Annotated in this window: 16 protein-coding genes; 11 read left to right on the plus strand and 5 right to left on the minus strand. The window is 66.5% G+C overall.

Annotated elements, in window-relative coordinates:
• Positions 1-13 precede the first annotated feature (13 nt).
• On the minus strand, positions 14-1642 hold the full coding sequence (gene mdlC / locus ACAM58_RS29495; protein WP_369664559.1) for a benzoylformate decarboxylase: 1629 nt from the start codon (positions 1640-1642) through the stop codon (positions 14-16).
• Between the two features lie 84 nt (positions 1643-1726).
• On the opposite strand from mdlC, the gene ACAM58_RS29500 reads away from it, so the two are divergent.
• From ACAM58_RS29500 to ACAM58_RS29540, 9 genes are all read left to right on the plus strand, one after another.
• Entirely contained in the window at positions 1727-2674 is a 948-nt protein-coding gene (locus tag ACAM58_RS29500; protein ID WP_027730451.1) for a LysR substrate-binding domain-containing protein, read from the plus strand.
• Positions 2675-2736: 62 nt separating this feature from the next.
• Entirely contained in the window at positions 2737-3666 is a 930-nt protein-coding gene (locus tag ACAM58_RS29505; RefSeq protein ID WP_049809740.1) for a LysR substrate-binding domain-containing protein, read from the plus strand.
• Positions 3667-3763: 97 nt separating this feature from the next.
• Positions 3764-4780, plus strand: coding sequence for an ornithine cyclodeaminase family protein (locus ACAM58_RS29510; protein WP_369664560.1), 1017 nt, complete (start codon positions 3764-3766; stop codon positions 4778-4780).
• Positions 4781-4806: 26 nt separating this feature from the next.
• The gene (locus ACAM58_RS29515) at positions 4807-5826 is read left to right on the plus strand and encodes a dihydrodipicolinate synthase family protein (RefSeq protein WP_369664561.1); all 1020 of its coding nucleotides are present in this window, start codon (positions 4807-4809) and stop codon (positions 5824-5826) included.
• 11 nt (positions 5827-5837) lie between these two features.
• Positions 5838-7313: an NAD-dependent succinate-semialdehyde dehydrogenase gene (locus ACAM58_RS29520; RefSeq protein ID WP_369664562.1), complete on the plus strand. Its 1476-nt coding sequence runs from the start codon at positions 5838-5840 to the stop codon at positions 7311-7313.
• Between the two features lie 28 nt (positions 7314-7341).
• A complete protein-coding gene (locus tag ACAM58_RS29525; RefSeq protein ID WP_369664563.1) occupies positions 7342-8310 on the plus strand; it encodes a Bug family tripartite tricarboxylate transporter substrate binding protein in 969 nt (322 codons plus the stop codon).
• Positions 8311-8320: 10 nt separating this feature from the next.
• Complete coding sequence (locus tag ACAM58_RS29530; RefSeq protein WP_018904293.1) at positions 8321-8902, plus strand: cupin domain-containing protein; 582 nt, start codon at positions 8321-8323, stop codon at positions 8900-8902.
• A gap of 4 nt (positions 8903-8906) precedes the next feature.
• Positions 8907-9896 carry a fumarylacetoacetate hydrolase family protein gene (locus ACAM58_RS29535; protein ID WP_369664564.1) on the plus strand — a complete coding sequence of 330 codons (990 nt, stop codon included), beginning with the start codon at positions 8907-8909 and terminating at the stop codon, positions 9894-9896.
• 8 nt (positions 9897-9904) lie between these two features.
• Complete coding sequence (locus ACAM58_RS29540; protein ID WP_369664565.1) at positions 9905-10846, plus strand: NAD-dependent epimerase/dehydratase family protein; 942 nt, start codon at positions 9905-9907, stop codon at positions 10844-10846.
• Between the two features lie 52 nt (positions 10847-10898).
• On the opposite strand, the gene ACAM58_RS29545 is transcribed toward ACAM58_RS29540, so the two are convergent.
• Entirely contained in the window at positions 10899-11582 is a 684-nt protein-coding gene (locus ACAM58_RS29545) for a FadR/GntR family transcriptional regulator (RefSeq protein ID WP_369664566.1), read from the minus strand.
• Between the two features lie 245 nt (positions 11583-11827).
• Between ACAM58_RS29545 and ACAM58_RS29550 the strand changes: the two genes are divergently transcribed.
• Together ACAM58_RS29550 and ACAM58_RS29555 are read left to right on the plus strand one after the other, a co-directional pair.
• Positions 11828-12670 (plus strand): fumarylacetoacetate hydrolase family protein, encoded by an 843-nt coding sequence (locus tag ACAM58_RS29550; RefSeq protein ID WP_369664567.1) that lies wholly within the window; start codon positions 11828-11830, stop codon positions 12668-12670.
• Positions 12671-12723: 53 nt separating this feature from the next.
• Positions 12724-13707 (plus strand): tripartite tricarboxylate transporter substrate binding protein, encoded by a 984-nt coding sequence (locus ACAM58_RS29555; RefSeq protein WP_369664568.1) that lies wholly within the window; start codon positions 12724-12726, stop codon positions 13705-13707.
• Between the two features lie 107 nt (positions 13708-13814).
• On the opposite strand, the gene ACAM58_RS29560 is transcribed toward ACAM58_RS29555, so the two are convergent.
• From ACAM58_RS29560 to ACAM58_RS29570, 3 genes are all read right to left on the minus strand, one after another.
• On the minus strand, positions 13815-14000 hold the full coding sequence (locus ACAM58_RS29560) for a helix-turn-helix domain-containing protein (protein ID WP_369664569.1): 186 nt from the start codon (positions 13998-14000) through the stop codon (positions 13815-13817).
• Positions 14001-14278: 278 nt separating this feature from the next.
• Positions 14279-15628, minus strand: a complete 1350-nt coding sequence (locus ACAM58_RS29565; protein ID WP_369664570.1) for an ATP-binding protein — start codon at positions 15626-15628, stop codon at positions 14279-14281.
• Positions 15628-17085 carry a nickel-dependent hydrogenase large subunit gene (locus ACAM58_RS29570; protein ID WP_369664571.1) on the minus strand — a complete coding sequence of 486 codons (1458 nt, stop codon included), beginning with the start codon at positions 17083-17085 and terminating at the stop codon, positions 15628-15630. Before ACAM58_RS29570 ends, ACAM58_RS29565 begins: the two co-directional genes overlap by 1 nt.
• Positions 17086-17091: the final 6 nt, after the last annotated feature.

A 17091-nucleotide genomic window follows, 5' to 3' on the forward strand; every position in this document is an offset into this window, starting at 1 on the left:
ATGCGAAAAACCGTCAGGCCACTTCGATCTCGACCAGCATCGGTGCGGTCGATTGCAGGGCCTGGTGCAATGCGGGGCGCAGCTGCTCCGCGGCCTCGACGCGCAGCCCCTTCATGCCTTGCGCGCCGGCCAGCGCGACAAAATCGAGATCGGGCAGGTCGGTGCCCGGAACATGCGCGTCGGGCCGGTAGCCGAAGATGCGGGCGAACTCGTACAGCGCGGCATAGCGGCGGTTCTTCAGGATCAGCACCGTGACCGGCAGCGCCAGCTGGGCTGCGCTCCACAGCGCCTGGATGGCATACATCGCCGAACCATCGCCCACCAATGCAATGACCCGTGCGCCCGGCTTGCCCAGTGCCACCCCCACCGCGGCCGGTAGGCCGAAGCCCAGGCCGCCGCTGCACATGGTGTAGAAGGTTTCCGACTCGAAGACCGGCAGGTGGCCGTGCATCACGGGCCGTGCGCTCGGGGCTTCCTCGACCAGGATGCTGTCGCGCGCGCGAACGTCGGCCAGCGTCTGCAGGACCCAGGCGACCGGCAGGCGTTCGCCGGGCTCGGGCTCGGCGACGCGCGGCGGCCGCACGTGGGCAGGCGGTGGCGGGCGGTCCCGCGGCGTGCTGCACTCGAGCAGGTCGAGCAATCCCAGGCGGATGCTGCCGACCACGGAGGTTCCCGTCGGCGCCCAGGCTGCGACCTGCGGATCGTCCGTGAGCTGCACCAGCTCGCATCCTTCGGGCAGGTGCGGCCCTTCGCCCGGCACGTGGTAGGTGAACGCCGGCGCACCGAGCGCAAATACGAGGTCGTGGCCGGCGAGCCGCTCGACGATGCGCTCGCGCATCGGCGGCAGGAAGCCTGCCCACAGCGGATGGTCTTCCGGGAAGCTGCATCGGCCCGACATGGGCGCGACGTACACGCGGGCGTTGTGCCGCTCGGCCAATTGAACCGCTTCTTTCCAGGCCTCGTCGCGATCGACCGCGGCACCGACCACGAAGGCGGGGGACCGGGCGCCATCGAGGGCCGCGGCAATGCGCGCGAGAAGGTCGGGGTCTGCGCGCACATGGCGGCTGACCTCGCGTGCATCGACCGGCAGGGTCTGCACGTCCCAATCGTCCGACGGAATCGAGACCAGCACCGGGCCGCGCGGCGGCGTCATCGCTATGTAGTAGGCCCGCGCGATCGCCAGCGGAACGTCCTCGGCCCGCGCCGGCTCGACGCTCCACTTGACGTAGGGCCTCGGCAGCTCGGGCGCCTGCGTGGAGCCGAGGAAGGGCTCGAAGGGCAGGATCGATCGCGCCTGCTGACCGGCCGTGATCACCAGCGGCGTGCGGTTGCGAAAGGCCGTGAAGATGTTGCCCATCGCGTGGCCGACGCCGGCGGCGGAATGCAGGTTGATGAAGGCCGCGTTGTGCGTGGCCTGCGCGTAGCCGTCCGCCATGCCGACGACCACGGACTCCTGCAGACCGAGCACGTAGCGGAAGTCTTCGGGGAAGTCGATGAACATCGGCAGTTCCGTCGATCCCGGGTTGCCGAACACGCTGGTCATGCCGAACGCGCGCAGCAGCCTGAAAACCGCGTCCCGCACGGTCAGGGTGCTGCCTGCCGAGAGGGATGCTTGCGCGGGAAGTTCGACGCGTCTGTCCATGGATGCTCCTAGATGAAGTCCGCAGTTTTGCGGTTCATCCGGTATTCATCAATACAATGAAATGTCTATAGCAAAATAAGCGGTATGCATACTGAAAAGCTCGACATGAACCTGCTCCGCCTGTTCGAGGCGGTGTACCGGCTGGGCAGCGTCAGCCGCGCGGCCGATGCGCTGGGGCTGTCCCAGCCCGCGGCCAGCCAGGGGTTGACGCGGTTGCGGCTCGCGCTGGGCGATGCGCTCTTCGTGCGCGCCAACGGGCGCATGCGGCCGACCCTGCGCGCGGAGCGGCTCGCAAGCGTCGTTCAGCCGGCCGTGGCCGCTATCGAGGATGTACTGCGGGACGAAGACACCTTCGACCCTTCGCGCTCGCGAATGACTGTCCGGCTGCACATGAACGACATCGGCGAGGCCCGGCTGCTGCCGGAACTCATGGAAGCCCTGCACCGCCAGGCACCCGGCATTCGGGTGCACACGACGCCGCTGCCGCACGGCGAGATCACCGATGCGCTTGAAACCGGCGCCATCCATTTCGCGCTCGGGTTTCTGCCCTCGGTCAGCGGCACGGAGCGCGTCGACCTGCTGCGCGATCGCTACGCGGTGGTGGTGCGGGCGGGGCATCCGATGGCCAAGGCTTCGAAGGCGGCGGATGTGCGCATGACGATCCAGGACCTGCGGCGCCTGGAGTACGTGGCCGTGCGCTCGCACTCGGAGACCTTCCGCATCCTGCAGCAGCTCGGTCTCGATGAACGGCTGGTGCTCAATTCGGCGCACTTCCTTGCGCTGCCGGCGATCATCGCTCGCACCGATTTCGCCGTCGTGATGCCGCAGGCGATCGCGCGCAGGTTCATCGAGCCGAAGCGCTATGCGGTGCTTCCGGCGGAGCTTCCCCGCAGCGCCTTCACCGTGTCGCTGCATTGGAGCCGGCGCTTCGAATCGGATCCGGCGCACCACTGGATGCGGAATCTCTTCATCGGGCTTTTCACGGACGAGGCCGGCGTCGATCGGGTCAACGCAGTTGCCGCGGGGCGCTGAACCGCATTCGCCATGGACCTGGCCGAAGGTCCGCCGGTTCGACGCGTCGCACATGGCGACCCATGCACAATGCCCGCGTGCAAAACATCCTGGACCCCAAATGGCAACTGTTCGTGAAAGTTGCGGATGCCGGCAGCGTCTCCGGCGCGGCGCTTGCGCTCGACATGCAGCAGTCGGTGGTAAGCCGGCACATCACGCGCTTGGAGCAGGAGTCCGGGACGCGCCTGTTCCGCCGGACCGGCCGCGGCGTCGTTCTGACTGAATTCGGGCAGCAGGTCTACCCGCGGGTAATGATGTTGATCCGCGATGCGGAGCAACTGGCCGATGACATGCGCACGAACAGCGGAACGCCGGTGGGCGACGTGCGCTTCGGCCTGCTGCCGTCTACGGTGGCGGTGCTGGCCGGCCCCTTGTTCTCGGCCGTCCGCAAGTCCTGGCCTCAGGTCCGATTGCATCTCACCGAAGGATCGAGCGCGCAATTGGAAGAGTGGCTGGTCCAGGGCCGTCTCGACCTTGCCTTGCTGCTGCGGGAAGAAGACACCGCCGCGCCGGAGGAAACCGTGCTCACACGTCTGCCGCTGTATCTGGTGGTGCCGGCCAAGGACCCGCTGGCGGGGCGAAAGACGATCGATTTCGATGATGTCGCGGGTTTGCCGTTGGTGCTGCCGAGCGAGCCGCACCCGCTGCGCGCACGCCTCGCGATGCTCGCGCGGCAGAAGGGGCTGACGCTCACGCAGGTGCTGGAGGCCGATTCGATCCGGCTGCAGCATGAGATCACGGCCAGTGGCGGCGGATACGCGATCACGGCCGGCACGCTGACGGCCAACGAGGCGCGCCGGCTCGCGGCCGTCCGCATCGTCCGTCCAGCACTGTCGCGCGCAGTCGTGCTCGGGGTCACCCAACACCGTGCTCATACCAAGGCAACCTGGGAAGTCATGCGCCTGCTGAAGTCCATGGCACCAGTCATGCTCAAGTCGGCAAGGCAGAGCTAGCGAGCTATCCCGAATCGGGAAAGCTGCTTTGGCCTCCGATGGGTCGCCAGGGGGAGGGGCGCTGCCTACGATCGTGCCCATTACAGGAGACCTCGCCTTGGGCACCCTCAATTCCGCGGCGGCCATAGCGTTGCCGCCGACCCTTTTTCTCACAGACGCGGACGTGGCCCGGCTGACGGACTGGCAGGCCGCCTTCGACGCCCTGCACAGCGCCTACGTCAGCCCGATCGCCGCTGCCATGGTGCCGCCGCGCTCCATGGCCCGCGGCGAGGGCACCTGGCTGCGCGGGCTCACGGCCGTGTCGCCAAGCGGCAGGCACATGGGCTGCAAGCTGATCTCCGCCAGCATGAAGGCGCGCCGTGCCAGCTACCTCGTCTCACTTTTCGACCAGGAGACGATGGGCCTGGCTGCACTCATCGACGGCAACCGCATCACGGGCATCCGCACCGCAGCCACCGCCGCGGTCGCGGTAGACGCTGCAGCGCCGCACAAACCGTTGAGGGTGGCCGTGATCGGCTCCGGCTTCGAGGCGAAGGGGCTCCTCGCGGCCCTGGCCGCCGTACGGGACATCGCGCGCGTTCGCATCTTCAGCCCGACACAGGCGAACCGGGAGAAGTTTGCGTCGACGGTCCGCCAAGAGCACGGCCTCGACATCGAGGCCGCTGCATCGGCGTCCGGAGCGATCGAGGGCACGGATGTCGTGCTCTGCGCCGCGCGCAGCCGCGACGAGTCGCCCGTGATCCGCGGTGAATGGCTGGCCCCCGGCATGACCGTGGTGTCGATCGGCTCCACGCTGCCCGAACAGCGCGAGGTCGATGAAGAAACCATTGTCCGCGCGTCCCTGATCGTTGCCGACATGCCCGAAGAGGTCGCCCACGACACCGGCGACATGCTGGCAGCGACCCGAGCCGGCGTGGCCTTTGCCGGCAAGCTGGTGTCGCTCGCCGACTTCGTTGGAGGCGGGGTCGTACGCAAGCCAGAAGACATCGTTCTCTACAAGTCCGTCGGCTCCGCGCTGCAGGACGTCATCACCGCCGAGATGCTGCTGGCCCGCGCCCGGGCCATGGGGATCGGTACCGAGATGGCTCACAGCATCGTGCCGGTCGCCAAGTAAGCCAACCAATCAACTCAAGGAATACCATGCCTACCTATCAACGCAAGGACGCCCGCGCCTGGGCGCGCGAACACCTCGTCGGCTGCTCCGCCGTCACCATTCCCAGCTACTCCGCAGACCTGAGCAAGCTGAACGAAAAGGGCATCCGCCACGACATCGCGCTCGCCAAGGAATTGGGCTACAGCTACACGCTTCTTTGCGCCGAAGTGGCAATCACGCCCAACGAGAATGCGCAGCTCACGGCATGGGCGCGCGACACGGCAGGCAGCGACATGGGTCTCTTTTTCCATGCAGCTTTCGGCACACTCGCGGAAAACATCCAGGCTGTGAAACTGGCGGAGAAGGCCGGCGCGGACATCGTGCTGCTGTCCTATCCCCCGCAGTTCTGGCCCACGACCGAGCAGGAGATCTACGGCTACACCAAGCAGTTCTGCGATGCGACGCAGCTGGCCGTGATGCTGTTTCCGATTCCGTTGTGGGGCTTCGAGCGCGTTCATCCGGCGGGCATGTCGGTCGAGCTGGTGCGCCGCCTGCTGAAGGACTGTCCCAACATCGTGGCGATCAAGTCGGAGCAGGGATTCCCGCTGCCCGCGGGCCTGTGCGAGATGTACCACCACTTCCGCGACGAGGTGGTGATCAGCTGCCCCATCGAGGGCGATGCCATCCCGCTCATGAGCGTGATGAAGCTGCAGTTCTCCGGCACCAGCAACACGCAATGGATGAGCACCTACTACCCGCGCGCCTTCGATCTGGCGAGAAGCGGCGAGTGGGAGTCCGCGATGGAGCTGTATTGGAAGGTCAACCCGGCGCGCAGCGCCAACGGCGCCGCCGCACAGAGCTACGCCGGCGGCACCGGCGTGTTGAACCGGACGATGTGGAAGTACCAGGACTGGCTGGCAGGCTTTAACGGTGGCCCTCTGCGGGCGCCGGCGATGCGTGTGCCGGACCGCCACATGAAGATGCTGCGCCAGGGGTTGGTGGCATCCGGCCTGCCGGTCACCAAGGACCCGGACAGCGCCTACATGGTCGGACGCCACCCGTGCTGAAGGGCGGCACCATGCGCCATCTTCTGAAGGACCCGACGCTCTTTCGCGTGGCCGCTCACGTGGGCGGCGAGTGGATCGGCGCCACACCGCATGGCACGTACACGCTGCGCAATCCGGCCGACAACGCCGTCCTGGCCGAGCTTCCGCGCTTCAAGGAGGCGGAGACCGGCCACGCCATCGAAGTGGCCCACACGGCCTTCCTGTCCTGGCGCAGGACCACGGCCCGGCACCGATCGGAAGTGCTGCGCCGCTGGTATGAGCTGATGATCCGGCACCGCGACGACCTTGCAACGCTGATCACGCTGGAAGAAGGCAAGCCGCTCGCCGAAGCGAAGGTGGAGATCGACTACGCGGCCTCCTTCGTGCAGTGGTTTTCGGAAGAAGCCAAGCGCATCCGCGGCGATGTGATTCCCGCGCCGAAGGACACGCAGCGCCTTCTGGTGCTGAAGGAGCCGATCGGCGTGTGTGCGGCGATCACGCCGTGGAATTTCCCTGCGGCGATGATCACGCGCAAGGCCGGCCCGGCGCTGGCCGCCGGCTGCAGCATGGTCGTGAAGCCCGCCAGCCAGACGCCGCTCACGGCGCTGGCGCTCGCCGAACTGGCGCAGCGTGCCGGCGTGCCGCCCGGTGTGTTCAATGTGGTCACCGGCAATGACACGCGTGCCATCGGCCACTCGCTGACCGGCCATCCGCTCGTGCGCAAGATCACCTTCACGGGCTCGACGGAAGTCGGTCGCCTGCTGCTCGCGCAGGCCGCTGCGACGGTCAAGAAGTGCTCCATGGAGCTCGGCGGCAATGCGCCGTTCATCGTCTTCGACGACGCGGATCTCGATGCAGCCGCCGACGGCGTCGTCGCCGCGAAGTTCCGCAACACCGGCCAGGCCTGCATCAGCGCCAACCGGGTGCTGGTCCAGGCGGGCGTGTACGACGCCTTCGCTGCCAAGCTCGCGGAGCGCGTGGCCAGGCTCCGTGTGGGAAACGGCCTGGAAGCGGGCGTGCAGCTGGGCCCGCTGATCGATGACGCGGCCGTGGCCAAGGTCGAGGAGCACATCGCCGACGCGATTGCCGGCGGCGCCACCGTCCTGCACGGCGGCAAGCGCCACGCGCTGGGCGGCCGCTTCCATGAGCCCACGATCATCGTGGGAGCGACGTCAGGAATGGCCGTGGCTCGCGAGGAAACCTTCGGACCTGTTGCACCGCTGTTCCGCTTCGAGAAGGACGAGGAGGCTTTCGAACTCGCGAATGCCACCGAGTTCGGCTTGGCCGCCTATCTGTACAGCCGCGACGCGGCCCGCATCTGGCGTGCGTCCGCTGCGATCGAGTCGGGAATGATCGGCATCAACTGCGGCCTGATCTCGAACGAGGTGGCTCCGTTCGGCGGGGTAAAGCAGAGCGGCCTCGGCCGCGAGGGCTCGCACCACGGCATCGAGGAATTCCTTGAGATCAAGTACCTTTGCTGGGATGGCCTCGCGCCCGCCTTCGGTTGACGCCTTCCAGAAAAACCAGGAGACAGAAATGAAGCAACAGCGTCGCCCCGCGTGGCTTTCCTTGCTTTTGGCCGCGATCGCCATGATGACCACGACCGGGGCGGCCCACGCGCAGCCGAACGTGACCAAGATGGTCGTGCCCTTTCCGCCGGGCGGCGTCACGGACCAGGTGGCCCGCATCATGGCGGAGCACATGGGCCGGCAGCTCGGCCAGGTCATCATCATCGACAGCAGGCCCGGCGCAGGCAGCCGGCTGGGGGTCGAAGCTGTCATCAAGTCGCCCGGCGACGGCACGACGCTGCTGTTCACCAATTCGAGCTACAGCATTCTTCCGGTGGTCGATCCGAAGATTTCCTTCGACCCCGCAAAGGCGCTGGCGCCGGTCAGCATGACAGCCACCTACGGCCTGCAGATCGTCACGAAGAAGGACATCCCCGCGAACACACTGGCCGAGTTCATCGCGTATGCGAAAAAGAATCCCGGGAAGCTCAGCTACGGCAGTGCTGGCATGGGCAGCGGCGCGCATTTTGCCGGCGAGTACTTCAAGTCGCTGACCGGAACGTTTCTCGTGCACATTCCCTACCGGTCCACGGCAGGGGCGCTGAACGATGTTGCCGGTGGCCAGCTGGACATGGCGTTCGATGCGTCGGCCAAGCCGCTGGTCGACGCAGGGCACATCAAGCTCCTGGCGGTCACCAGCAGGCAGCGCGATCCGCGCTTTCCCGGCACGCCAACGGCAACCGAGGCTGGGGTCAAGTCCTTCGTGCTCGAATCCTGGGTGGGCTTGCTGGCTCCTGCAACCACCCCTCAGCCGGTACTCGAGAAGCTGAACAAGGCGGCCGCTGCGGCTTTGGCCGACCCTGCGGTGCAGAAGCGGTTCGCGGAACTCGGGCTGCGGCCCGAGGGCGGCAGCTCGGCCCGCTTTGCCGATGCGATACGCGACGACCTCGCGCTCTATCGCGGCATCGCCAAAGAGTCCAAGCTCCAATTCGAATGAGAGAAACATCATGAACTTTCCATCCATCCATCGCGTGGTCACCGGCCACGACGCGCAAGGCAATGCCGTGATCACCAGCAATGGACCGCTGCCGGTCGTGGCGGAGCTCAAGGCCATCCCGGGCACCGTCTTCCACGAGGTGTGGGCGACCACGGGCGCGCCGGTGCGTGTCGACAACGGCCCCGACCCGACCACCGGGCCGCTGACGCTGCCGCCACCGTCGCATGGCACGCGCTTCCGGTTCGTCGACATTCCGCCGGACAGCGACGAGTTGTTCAACCGCAGCGCCGAGCAGTTGCGCGCGGGTTTCAGCGAGATCGGGGACATGGCGGCTTCCACCGCGGACCGGGGCGCGCCGCACCCGCTGATGCACCGCACGGAGAGCGTCGACTACGGTGTCGTGATGGAGGGCGAGATCACGCTGGTGCTGGACCAAGGCGAGGTGCCACTGCGCGCCGGCAGCGTCGTCGTGCAGCGCGGCACCAACCATGCGTGGGCCAACCGCTCCGGTAAGCCATGTCGGATGCTCTTCGTCCTGGTTGACGGCACGTACGATCCCGCCATCGGCCAGGCGCTGGCCGGGCGGGGTTGAGGCGATGAAACTCGCGTCCTTGAAGGGTGGCAGGGACGGCCGCCTCGTCGTCGTGTCGCGCGACCTGAGGCAATCGGCGAGTGCGCAGGCGATTGCGCCGACCCTGCTCGACGCACTGGAACGCTGGGGCGAGTGCGAGCCGCGACTTGAGCAACTCTATGCCCGGCTCAATGCGGGGCAGGTGGAGGGCGCATCCGTGTTCGATCCGCGCCAGGCTGCCGCGCCGCTGCCAAGGGCGCCGCAATGGTGCGATGGCTCCGCCTTCCTGAATCACGGCCGCCTGATGGAGACGGCGTTCAACCTCGCGCCCATCCCCGACATGGAGACGATCCCGTTGATCTACCAGGGCGGTTCCGACGACTTCCTGGGACCCACCGACGACGTTCCGCTGCCGGACGAGGCGCATGGCATCGATTTCGAGGGCGAGTACGGCGCGATCGTGCGCGAGGTGCCGCTCGGCGCTTCGCCGCAACTGGCACGGGGGTGCATCGCGCTGCTGGTGCAGATCAACGACGTGAGCCTGCGTGCCTTCGGCCCGCGCGAGATGAGGACCGGCTTCGGATTCTTCCAGGCCAAGCCGTCCTCCAGTTTTGCGCCGGTGGCGGTGACCCCGGACGAGATCGGCGAGCATTGGCGAGATGCGCGCGTGCACCTGGACCTCCACGTCGAATGCAACGGCGCGTGGTTCGGCAACCCGAACGGCGGTGCGATGAACTTCGGCTTCGACGAGCTGATCGCGCATGCGGCCGCGACGCGCCGCCTGTCCGCGGGCACGATCATCGGCAGCGGCACGGTCTCCAACGCAGGCGGGCAGAAGGGCTCGGCCTGCATCGCGGAGCGCCGTGCCATCGAGGCCATCGAACACGGTGCACCGAAGACGCCATTCATGCGCTTCGGCGACCGCGTCCGCATGGAGGCGCGCCAGGACGGCGGACCGGTTTTCGGCGCCATCGACCAGCGCATCGTTCGCGCGCCCACGCCGCCGCAGGCGTGAGCGGAACCATGCGAGTCCTTATCACCGGCGGTGGCGGCTTCATCGGGGCCCACCTCGCCGACCTGCTGCGTGAGCGCGGCGAACTCGGCGGCCGGCGCATCGGAGCACTGGCGCTCGCCGACCAGGCCTTGCCGGAGATGGCAGGGGAGACTGCCATCCGCGGTGATCTCACGCAGCCTGCCGTGATGGCAAAGGTCGCAACGTTCCGGCCCGACGTGATCTTTCACCTCGCGGCAGTCCCTGGAGGTGCGTCCGAGGCCGACTACGCGCTCGGCCGACGGGTCAACCTCGACGCATCGCTTTCGTTGTTCGAGGTCCTGGCTGCGAGCGGCACCCGGCCCACGGTCGTGTATGCCAGCAGCATCGCGGTGTACGGCACCGACCTGCCGGACCTTGTCACGCCGAGGACGCCATTGCGAGCTCCGCTCACCTACGGCGCACACAAGCAGATGTGCGAGATCCTGCTGGCGGACTTCACGCGCCGCGGTCTTCTGGACGGCCGATCGGTCCGGCTCCCCGGCATCGTCGCCCGCGCGAAGAGCAGCGCGGGGCTCTCCTCCGCATTCATGAGCGACATCCTGCACGCGCTCAAGGCCGGTGAAACCTTCACCTGCCCCGTAGGCCCCGAGGCCACGGCGTGGTGGATGTCGGCGCGGCGCTGCGCCGAGAACCTGGTCCATGCGGCAGTCATGGATGCCTCGCGGGCCGACCCGGGGCGGGCTTGGCCGCTGCCCGTGCTGCGTCTCTCGATCGGGGACATCATCGATACGTGCTCGGCACGCTACGGCGAATCCCGTCGCGGTTTGGTGTCATTCCGGCCTCGCCCTGACGTGGAGACGGTGTTCGGGCGCTATCCGTGCCTCGACGATGCATCGGCCCGCGCACTAGGATTGCGAGACGATGGCTCGGCGGATGACTTGGTGCGCCGCGCACTTGGTGAGATCAACTGATCCGAAGCGCCGCTCCAACACGGGCCGAAAAGTCCGGCCCGGTTCGGATGACCTACGAGCCCAGCAGATTCCTCCGCACGTGCAATAGGTGATCCCGGACACATGCCGTCGCGCGCACCAGGTCTCGGTCTGTCAGGGCGCCCACGATTTGCCGGTGCTCGATTTGATAGGACAGGCGTCGCTCGGGGGAAAGGCTGTGGCGCTTCAGCGCCCCCCAATCGTCCTGTGCCCGTGCCTGATTGATCAACTGGAAGATGTTGGTGACGAGGGAGTTGTGTGCGGCGAGGGCGATCGTTGCGTGAAGCTGGCCATCCCAGATCTCGAATTCCTCCATGCTGGCGGCAGCCTCCGCCTTGTCGCAACACTGCGCCATCTTCGCGAAGTCGTTCTGCGAGGCATTGCGGATGATCATTTCGACAATGCTTGGTTCGATCGCGAGTCTGGCCTCCATGAGTTCCGCCGGGCTGACCGATCCCGAGATGCTTGCCAAGCCCGATGGCACTCCTTCCCCGAGGGTCGCAGGATCGAAGGCTTCGCTCACATAGGTTCCGCTTCCAACGGTCTGCGTGATGACACCTGCGACCTTGAGCTGCGCCAGGACGCGCCGAACCGTCGAGCGGCCGATCCCGAAGGACTCGCTGAGTTGGCGCTCGGTGGCGATCCTGTGGCCTTGGCGCCATTCCCCGCTCTTGAGCTTGCCGAGGATTGCGTCCCTCAATACCGCCGCGTGGTCCATCGTCGTTCCTTGAATGCCCGAAATCATAGCAAAGCGTTGTCCGAGTCGGCTCAAATTCAACCAATTTGACCCAATTCTGAATTCGCACAATAGCAACTTTTTTCTTGAAATTGACTGGAGCAAGAGAGAGTCTTCTCGCATCCAATTGGTTCTACAATGGGCTAATAGGGCCAAATTGGGTTGGCTCTGGAACCAATTGGAGCGATATGAAAATCGGACGTGTTTCTCATCAGGGTCGGGTGCGCATGGTCTTGGTCGACGAGGCGGGCAGCAAGGTCACATTCGTCGGCGGCGTTTTTTCGAATCATCTGAACCCGGTGCAGGCCGTGATCGAACGCCGGATCACAGCAGCGGAACTCGAGGCACTCAAAGATGGCGAGGCCAACTTCGTCGACGTCACCTTCCTCTCGCCGATTCCCGTGCCTGTGCGGAACATCTTCGCGGTAGGCAAGAACTACATCGAGCACGCCACCGAGTTCGACAAGAGCGGATTCAATGCCACCAGCGGCGCTGCCGCAGTCCCGGCCTTTCCGCAGATCTTCACCAAGGCCACGACCTCGCTCGCCGGTCCCACCGACGACATCCGTTTCGACCCGGCACACACCTCGTCGGTCGACTACGAAGGCGAAATCGGCGTGGTGATCGGAGCAGAGTGCCGCAACGTCGCCCCGGCCGATGCGCTCGGCAAGGTCTTTGGTTTCATCGCGCTCAACGACGTGACGGCACGTGACCTGCAGAAGAACCACGCGCAATGGTTCCTGGGCAAGTCGCTCGACACCTTTTGTCCCGTGGGGCCATGGATTGCGACATCGGACGAGTCGCCCGCCGCTTCGCTCAAGGTCCAGACATGGGTGAATGGCGAACTGCGCCAGAACGGCGTGCTGACGGACCTCATCTTCGACGTTCCGACCTTGATCGCCACGCTGTCGAAGGCAATGACATTGCTGCCAGGCGACATCATCGCGACCGGCACGCCCGTCGGTGTCGGTGTCGGCCATACGCCCCCCAAGTTCCTGCAGGACGGCGACCTCGTTCGCGTCGCGGTGACGGGACTCGGCGAACTGAACAACCGCGTTCGCACCAGGTGACTGCGGCGCAGCCCTGCGCGTCCGACAAATAGACCAACAACGGAGACAACTCGATGATCGATTCAAAGAACCCTTGGGGCTTGGCAGCCCTGGCCGCAGCTGCACTGCTTGCCGGTGCGCCGGCCGCAGCTCAGGAGGCCTATCCCTCGAAGCCGATCACCATGATCGTGCCCTTTCCGCCTGGCGGTGTGGCCGACATCGCTGCCCGGCCAGTGGCGGAAGCCATGGGGCGCTACCTGAAACAGCCCATCGTGATCGAGAACAAGGCCGGTGCGGGCGGCGGAGTGGGCATGTCGCAGGTCGCCAAGGCAAAGCCCGACGGGTACACGGTACTGATGGCGCTTGCCTCCATCGTGGTGCTGCCCGAGGCGGACACCGTTCTTCAGCGCAAGCCCATGTTCGAGCTCAAACAGCTGAAGCCCGTTGCACGCTTCACCGCGGATCCCGTTGTCCTCGTCGTCCAGGCCGACAGTCCCTGGAAGGACTTCAAGCAGTTCACGGCAGCGCTGCGGCAGAAGCCGGGTGGCTATACCTTCGGCTCCTCCGGGAACTATGGAACGATGCATGTGCCGCTCGAGCAGCTGAAAGCTGCCACGAAAACGTCCATGCTGCACATTCCCTATACCGGCGCAGGCCCGGCGGTGGTGGCACTTCTCGGCGGCCAGGTGGATGCCGTCGCGACGGGACCATCGACCGTTGCGGGGCAGATCCAGGCAGGCAAGTTGCGTGCACTCGCGCAATGGGGCGATGGCCGCATTCCAACGCTTCCCGACGTGCCGAGCCTGAAGGAGCTGGGCGTGCCCGTCACCTATTCGCAATGGACTGGCGTATTCGTCCCTGCATCGACGCCAGATGCCATCATCAACAAATTGCGCGAAGCCGCGAAGTTCGCTGCGAGCGACGCGCGCGCGGTCCAGTCGTTGCAATCCGCCGGAACCTACGTCCAGTATCTCGATGCGCCCGATTTCGAGAAATTCGTTGCGAAGGACGCTGAGTCGATGGCGAAGGTGGTCCAGCGGATCGGCAAGGTCGAGTAACTTCGCGCAGCCCGGTATTGCGCGTGGGAGTACCGCAGGAACGGCCTGTCAGGCTGCGGCTCCGGTGCTCGCCTGGAGCCGTAGAGGCTGCCAGCATCAGCGCACAGTTAGCTGCTCTGCTCCCGCGGAATTCCGGTTACTGTCACCGGCGAAGGTTCGCGTGCGGCTCGCTTGAAGATCGACGGCGAGACGCCGATGTGCTCTTTGAAGAAGCGCGAGAAGTTTTCCGGGGCGGAGAAGCCGAGGTCCAGCGCGACATCTGTCAATGCGCTGCCTTCGGCCACACGTCGCATGGCTTCTTCGACCCGCACGCCACTTCAGAAAACCTGCGGCGTCGTGTTGAGCTGCTCGCGAAAATAAGGCGAAGAAGTGGCCGCGAGACAGACCCACCTTCGCTGCTTGCCAGTCGGAGTTCAGATTTCTTGCCGTGGACTCTGTGGAGGTACGGCAAGGTATTGTTGTTGTCAGATCAACCAGCCCAAGGGCGAGCGGCCTACTCAGGCCGGATGCGGCGGACGAATTGGTGCGCCGGGCACTGGGCGAGATCCACTGATTCCAGCGAGCGGCGGCTTCAGCTCGCTCCGTTCACTGCAGGCAGCTCGACCGTGAACTCCGCGCCGCCTTCGGGGTGATTGCGGACGCGCAGGGTTCCGCCATGCTGCTCGATGATCCCGTAGCTGATCGAGAGGCCGAGCCCGGTGCCCTTGCCGACCGGCTTGGTGGTGAAGAACGGATCGAAGATCCGGGAGAGCAGCTCGGGTGCGATGCCGGGCCCGTTGTCGCGCACGGACAGCCGGTTGCGCGTGGCGCCGGCGCGGGCATGGATCCACAGATGCGGCGCGCGCGCAGGCTGGGCCGTGCTGGCCGCATCCACGGCGTTCTGGATCAGGTTCATCACGACCTGCTGCAATTGTCCGAGGCTGCCTTCGACGAGGCATGGCGAAGCCGGCTGCCAATCGACCTTCAGCGGCTGCGACGTGCCTTTGGACACCCAGAGAATGGCACGTTCGGCCACGTCGTTGAGGTCCACGCGTTTCCGTTCTTCCGGATCCATGGCCGAGAACCTCTTCAAGCCGTTCACGATGGCCGCGGTGCGCTGCGCGCCCTCCAGCGTGCCCTCGATGAGCGACGGCAGGTCATCCAGAAGATGCTCGATGCGAAGCCGGGTGCGCAGTTCGAGCAGGGCCTGCGGGTCCTTGTCCTCGTGAACGGCCGCCATGTAGGTGCGCAGCTTGTCGCTGTAGCGACTCAGCGCATGCACGTTGCCGAGCACGAAGCTGATCGGGTTGTTGAGTTCGTGCGCCACGCCCGCCACCAGCCGGCCCAGCGACGCCATCTTTTCCGAATGCAGTAGCTGCTGCTGGGTCTGCTTGAGCGCCTCGTGCGCCGAGCGCAGCTCCTGGTAGGCGCGGCGCAGTTCGGCCGTCGGCCGCGCGACGAACACCGTGCCGACACGGCGGCCCGAAGGCGTGGCGCGCGGGGTGCAGTTGGCGTCGACCGGCACGCTGCTTCCGTCGGCGGCGAACAGGTTCAGCTCGATCGTCTCGCCGCGCCGGGTGGGGCTGGCGTTCATGAGCACCGCATGCGCCCGCGCGATGCTGCCGGCGTCCGCCAGCAGGGCGAGGAGGGAGGTGCCGCGCAGGTCGGCGTCGCTGCGGCCGACCAGTTCGCACAAGGCCGCGTTCGTCTCCTCGATCTCGCCCTTTTCGGTGCAGACCAGCAGCACGTCCGACATGGCGGACAGGATGCTGAAGATGAACTGCTGCGATTGCTCGAGTTCCTCGTTCTTCTTCTCGAGCTCGACCTCGTCCTGAACCAGCTGCGAATAGACCTCGTCCATCTTCTGGATCACGTCCAGCCAGGTGGCGTCATCCACGCCATGCGGCGCTGCCCTCGGGCGTTCGGTGCGGCGCGGCGGCATCAGTGGACGGTGCAGACCATGCACGGATCGAAGGAACGCACGATGTGCTGCACCGAGACGGGCGTCGTCTCGCCCTCGTGCACCGGCGCGCCCTCGAGCGCGCTTTCGAGGGCGCCCGGCGTGCCGGCCGCGTCTCGCGGAGAGAAGTTCCAGGTGGTCGGCGCAACGATCTGGTAGTTCTCGATCTGGCCGCGCCGCACCGAGATCCAGTGCCCCAGGCTGCCGCGTGCCGCTTCGCTCAGGCCGACGCCGGTGCCCTCGTCGGGCAACGCGCCACTGGCGCAGTACGGCTCGCCGGGCTCCAGTGCGAGCATCCATTGCTCCATCAGCGGCACCACCTGCGCAAGCTCCAGCAGGCGTGCCAGCACGCGCGTGAAGACGGTGCCGCCATGGCGCCCCACCATGTTGCGCACGAGCGGATGGCCAGCGGCGAGCTGCCGCGCGATGGCACCGGTTTCGACCACCTCTCCGGCAAGGCGGGGCGCCTTGTTCCAGGTGTAAGCGCCCGGCTTGTCGCCGGCGGGCACCGTCAGGCCTTCGCGTGGATGCCGCGGACCGCCGTCGTCCGCAAGCCATGCGTGTGTCGCGTCTTCGAGGATGCCGCGCTCGTCGAGGGGGCCGAGGCTGTCGCCGTCGGCGCGCCAGACGCCGCGCGGGAACACGAACTCGGCGCCGGGCTGCGGGTAGGCGCCATAGCTCAGGTACCGGCCCGGCCCGTTGCCCAGGTCCATCAGGCCCGCGTCGCGTGCAATGGCCAGGAACATCCTGAAATCCCCTCGAAGAGGCGCGCTGGCATCCCAGTCCCACAGCTCGTCGGCGCTTGCGAGCGAGAGCACCTGCTCCAGCGGCGCGGCAAACAGCTGCTGCTCCAGAAAGCGCCGGAACTCGCGCATGCGTGCCAGCAGCCGCGTGCGCTCGGCGCCATCGACAGCCCGCGTCGAACCGCCAGGTTCGATGCTCTGCGTGTGCGGCCACTTGCCGGCCAGGAGGCCGAGCATCGTGAACCAGCGCTGCCGCGCCGCGATGGCCTGGCGCGCCTGCTCGCCGGTCGTCGGGTCGAAGCGGCGCAGGGCTTCGGCGTGCCAGGGCCGTCCGGCGTACACGGCCCGGGTGAAGTCGGGCATGAAGAACAGATAGAAATGCGTCAGGTGGTCGGCCATGTTCTCGGTGGCCAGGATCACGTTGGTCACATGCTGCCCGTTGGGCGGCATGCACAGGCCGCCCATGTCGGCGAGCGCGCGGGCCGAGGCGACCGACTGCGACACCGAGCAGATGCCGCAGATGCGCGGCACGTAGACCAGCGCGTCGTGCGGCCGCTTGCCCTGCAGGATCTGCTCGAAGCCGCGGTACATCGGCGAGTTCACGCGGGCGGACGACACGCGTCCATGCTCGATGTCGAGCGTGACCTCCAGGTCTCCCTCGACGCGGTTGAAAGGACCGACCAGCAGGCGTGTCATGGCGGC

The organism is Variovorax sp. V116 (genome assembly GCF_041154435.1).
GTDB classification, from domain to species: domain Bacteria; phylum Pseudomonadota; class Gammaproteobacteria; order Burkholderiales; family Burkholderiaceae_C; genus Variovorax; species Variovorax paradoxus.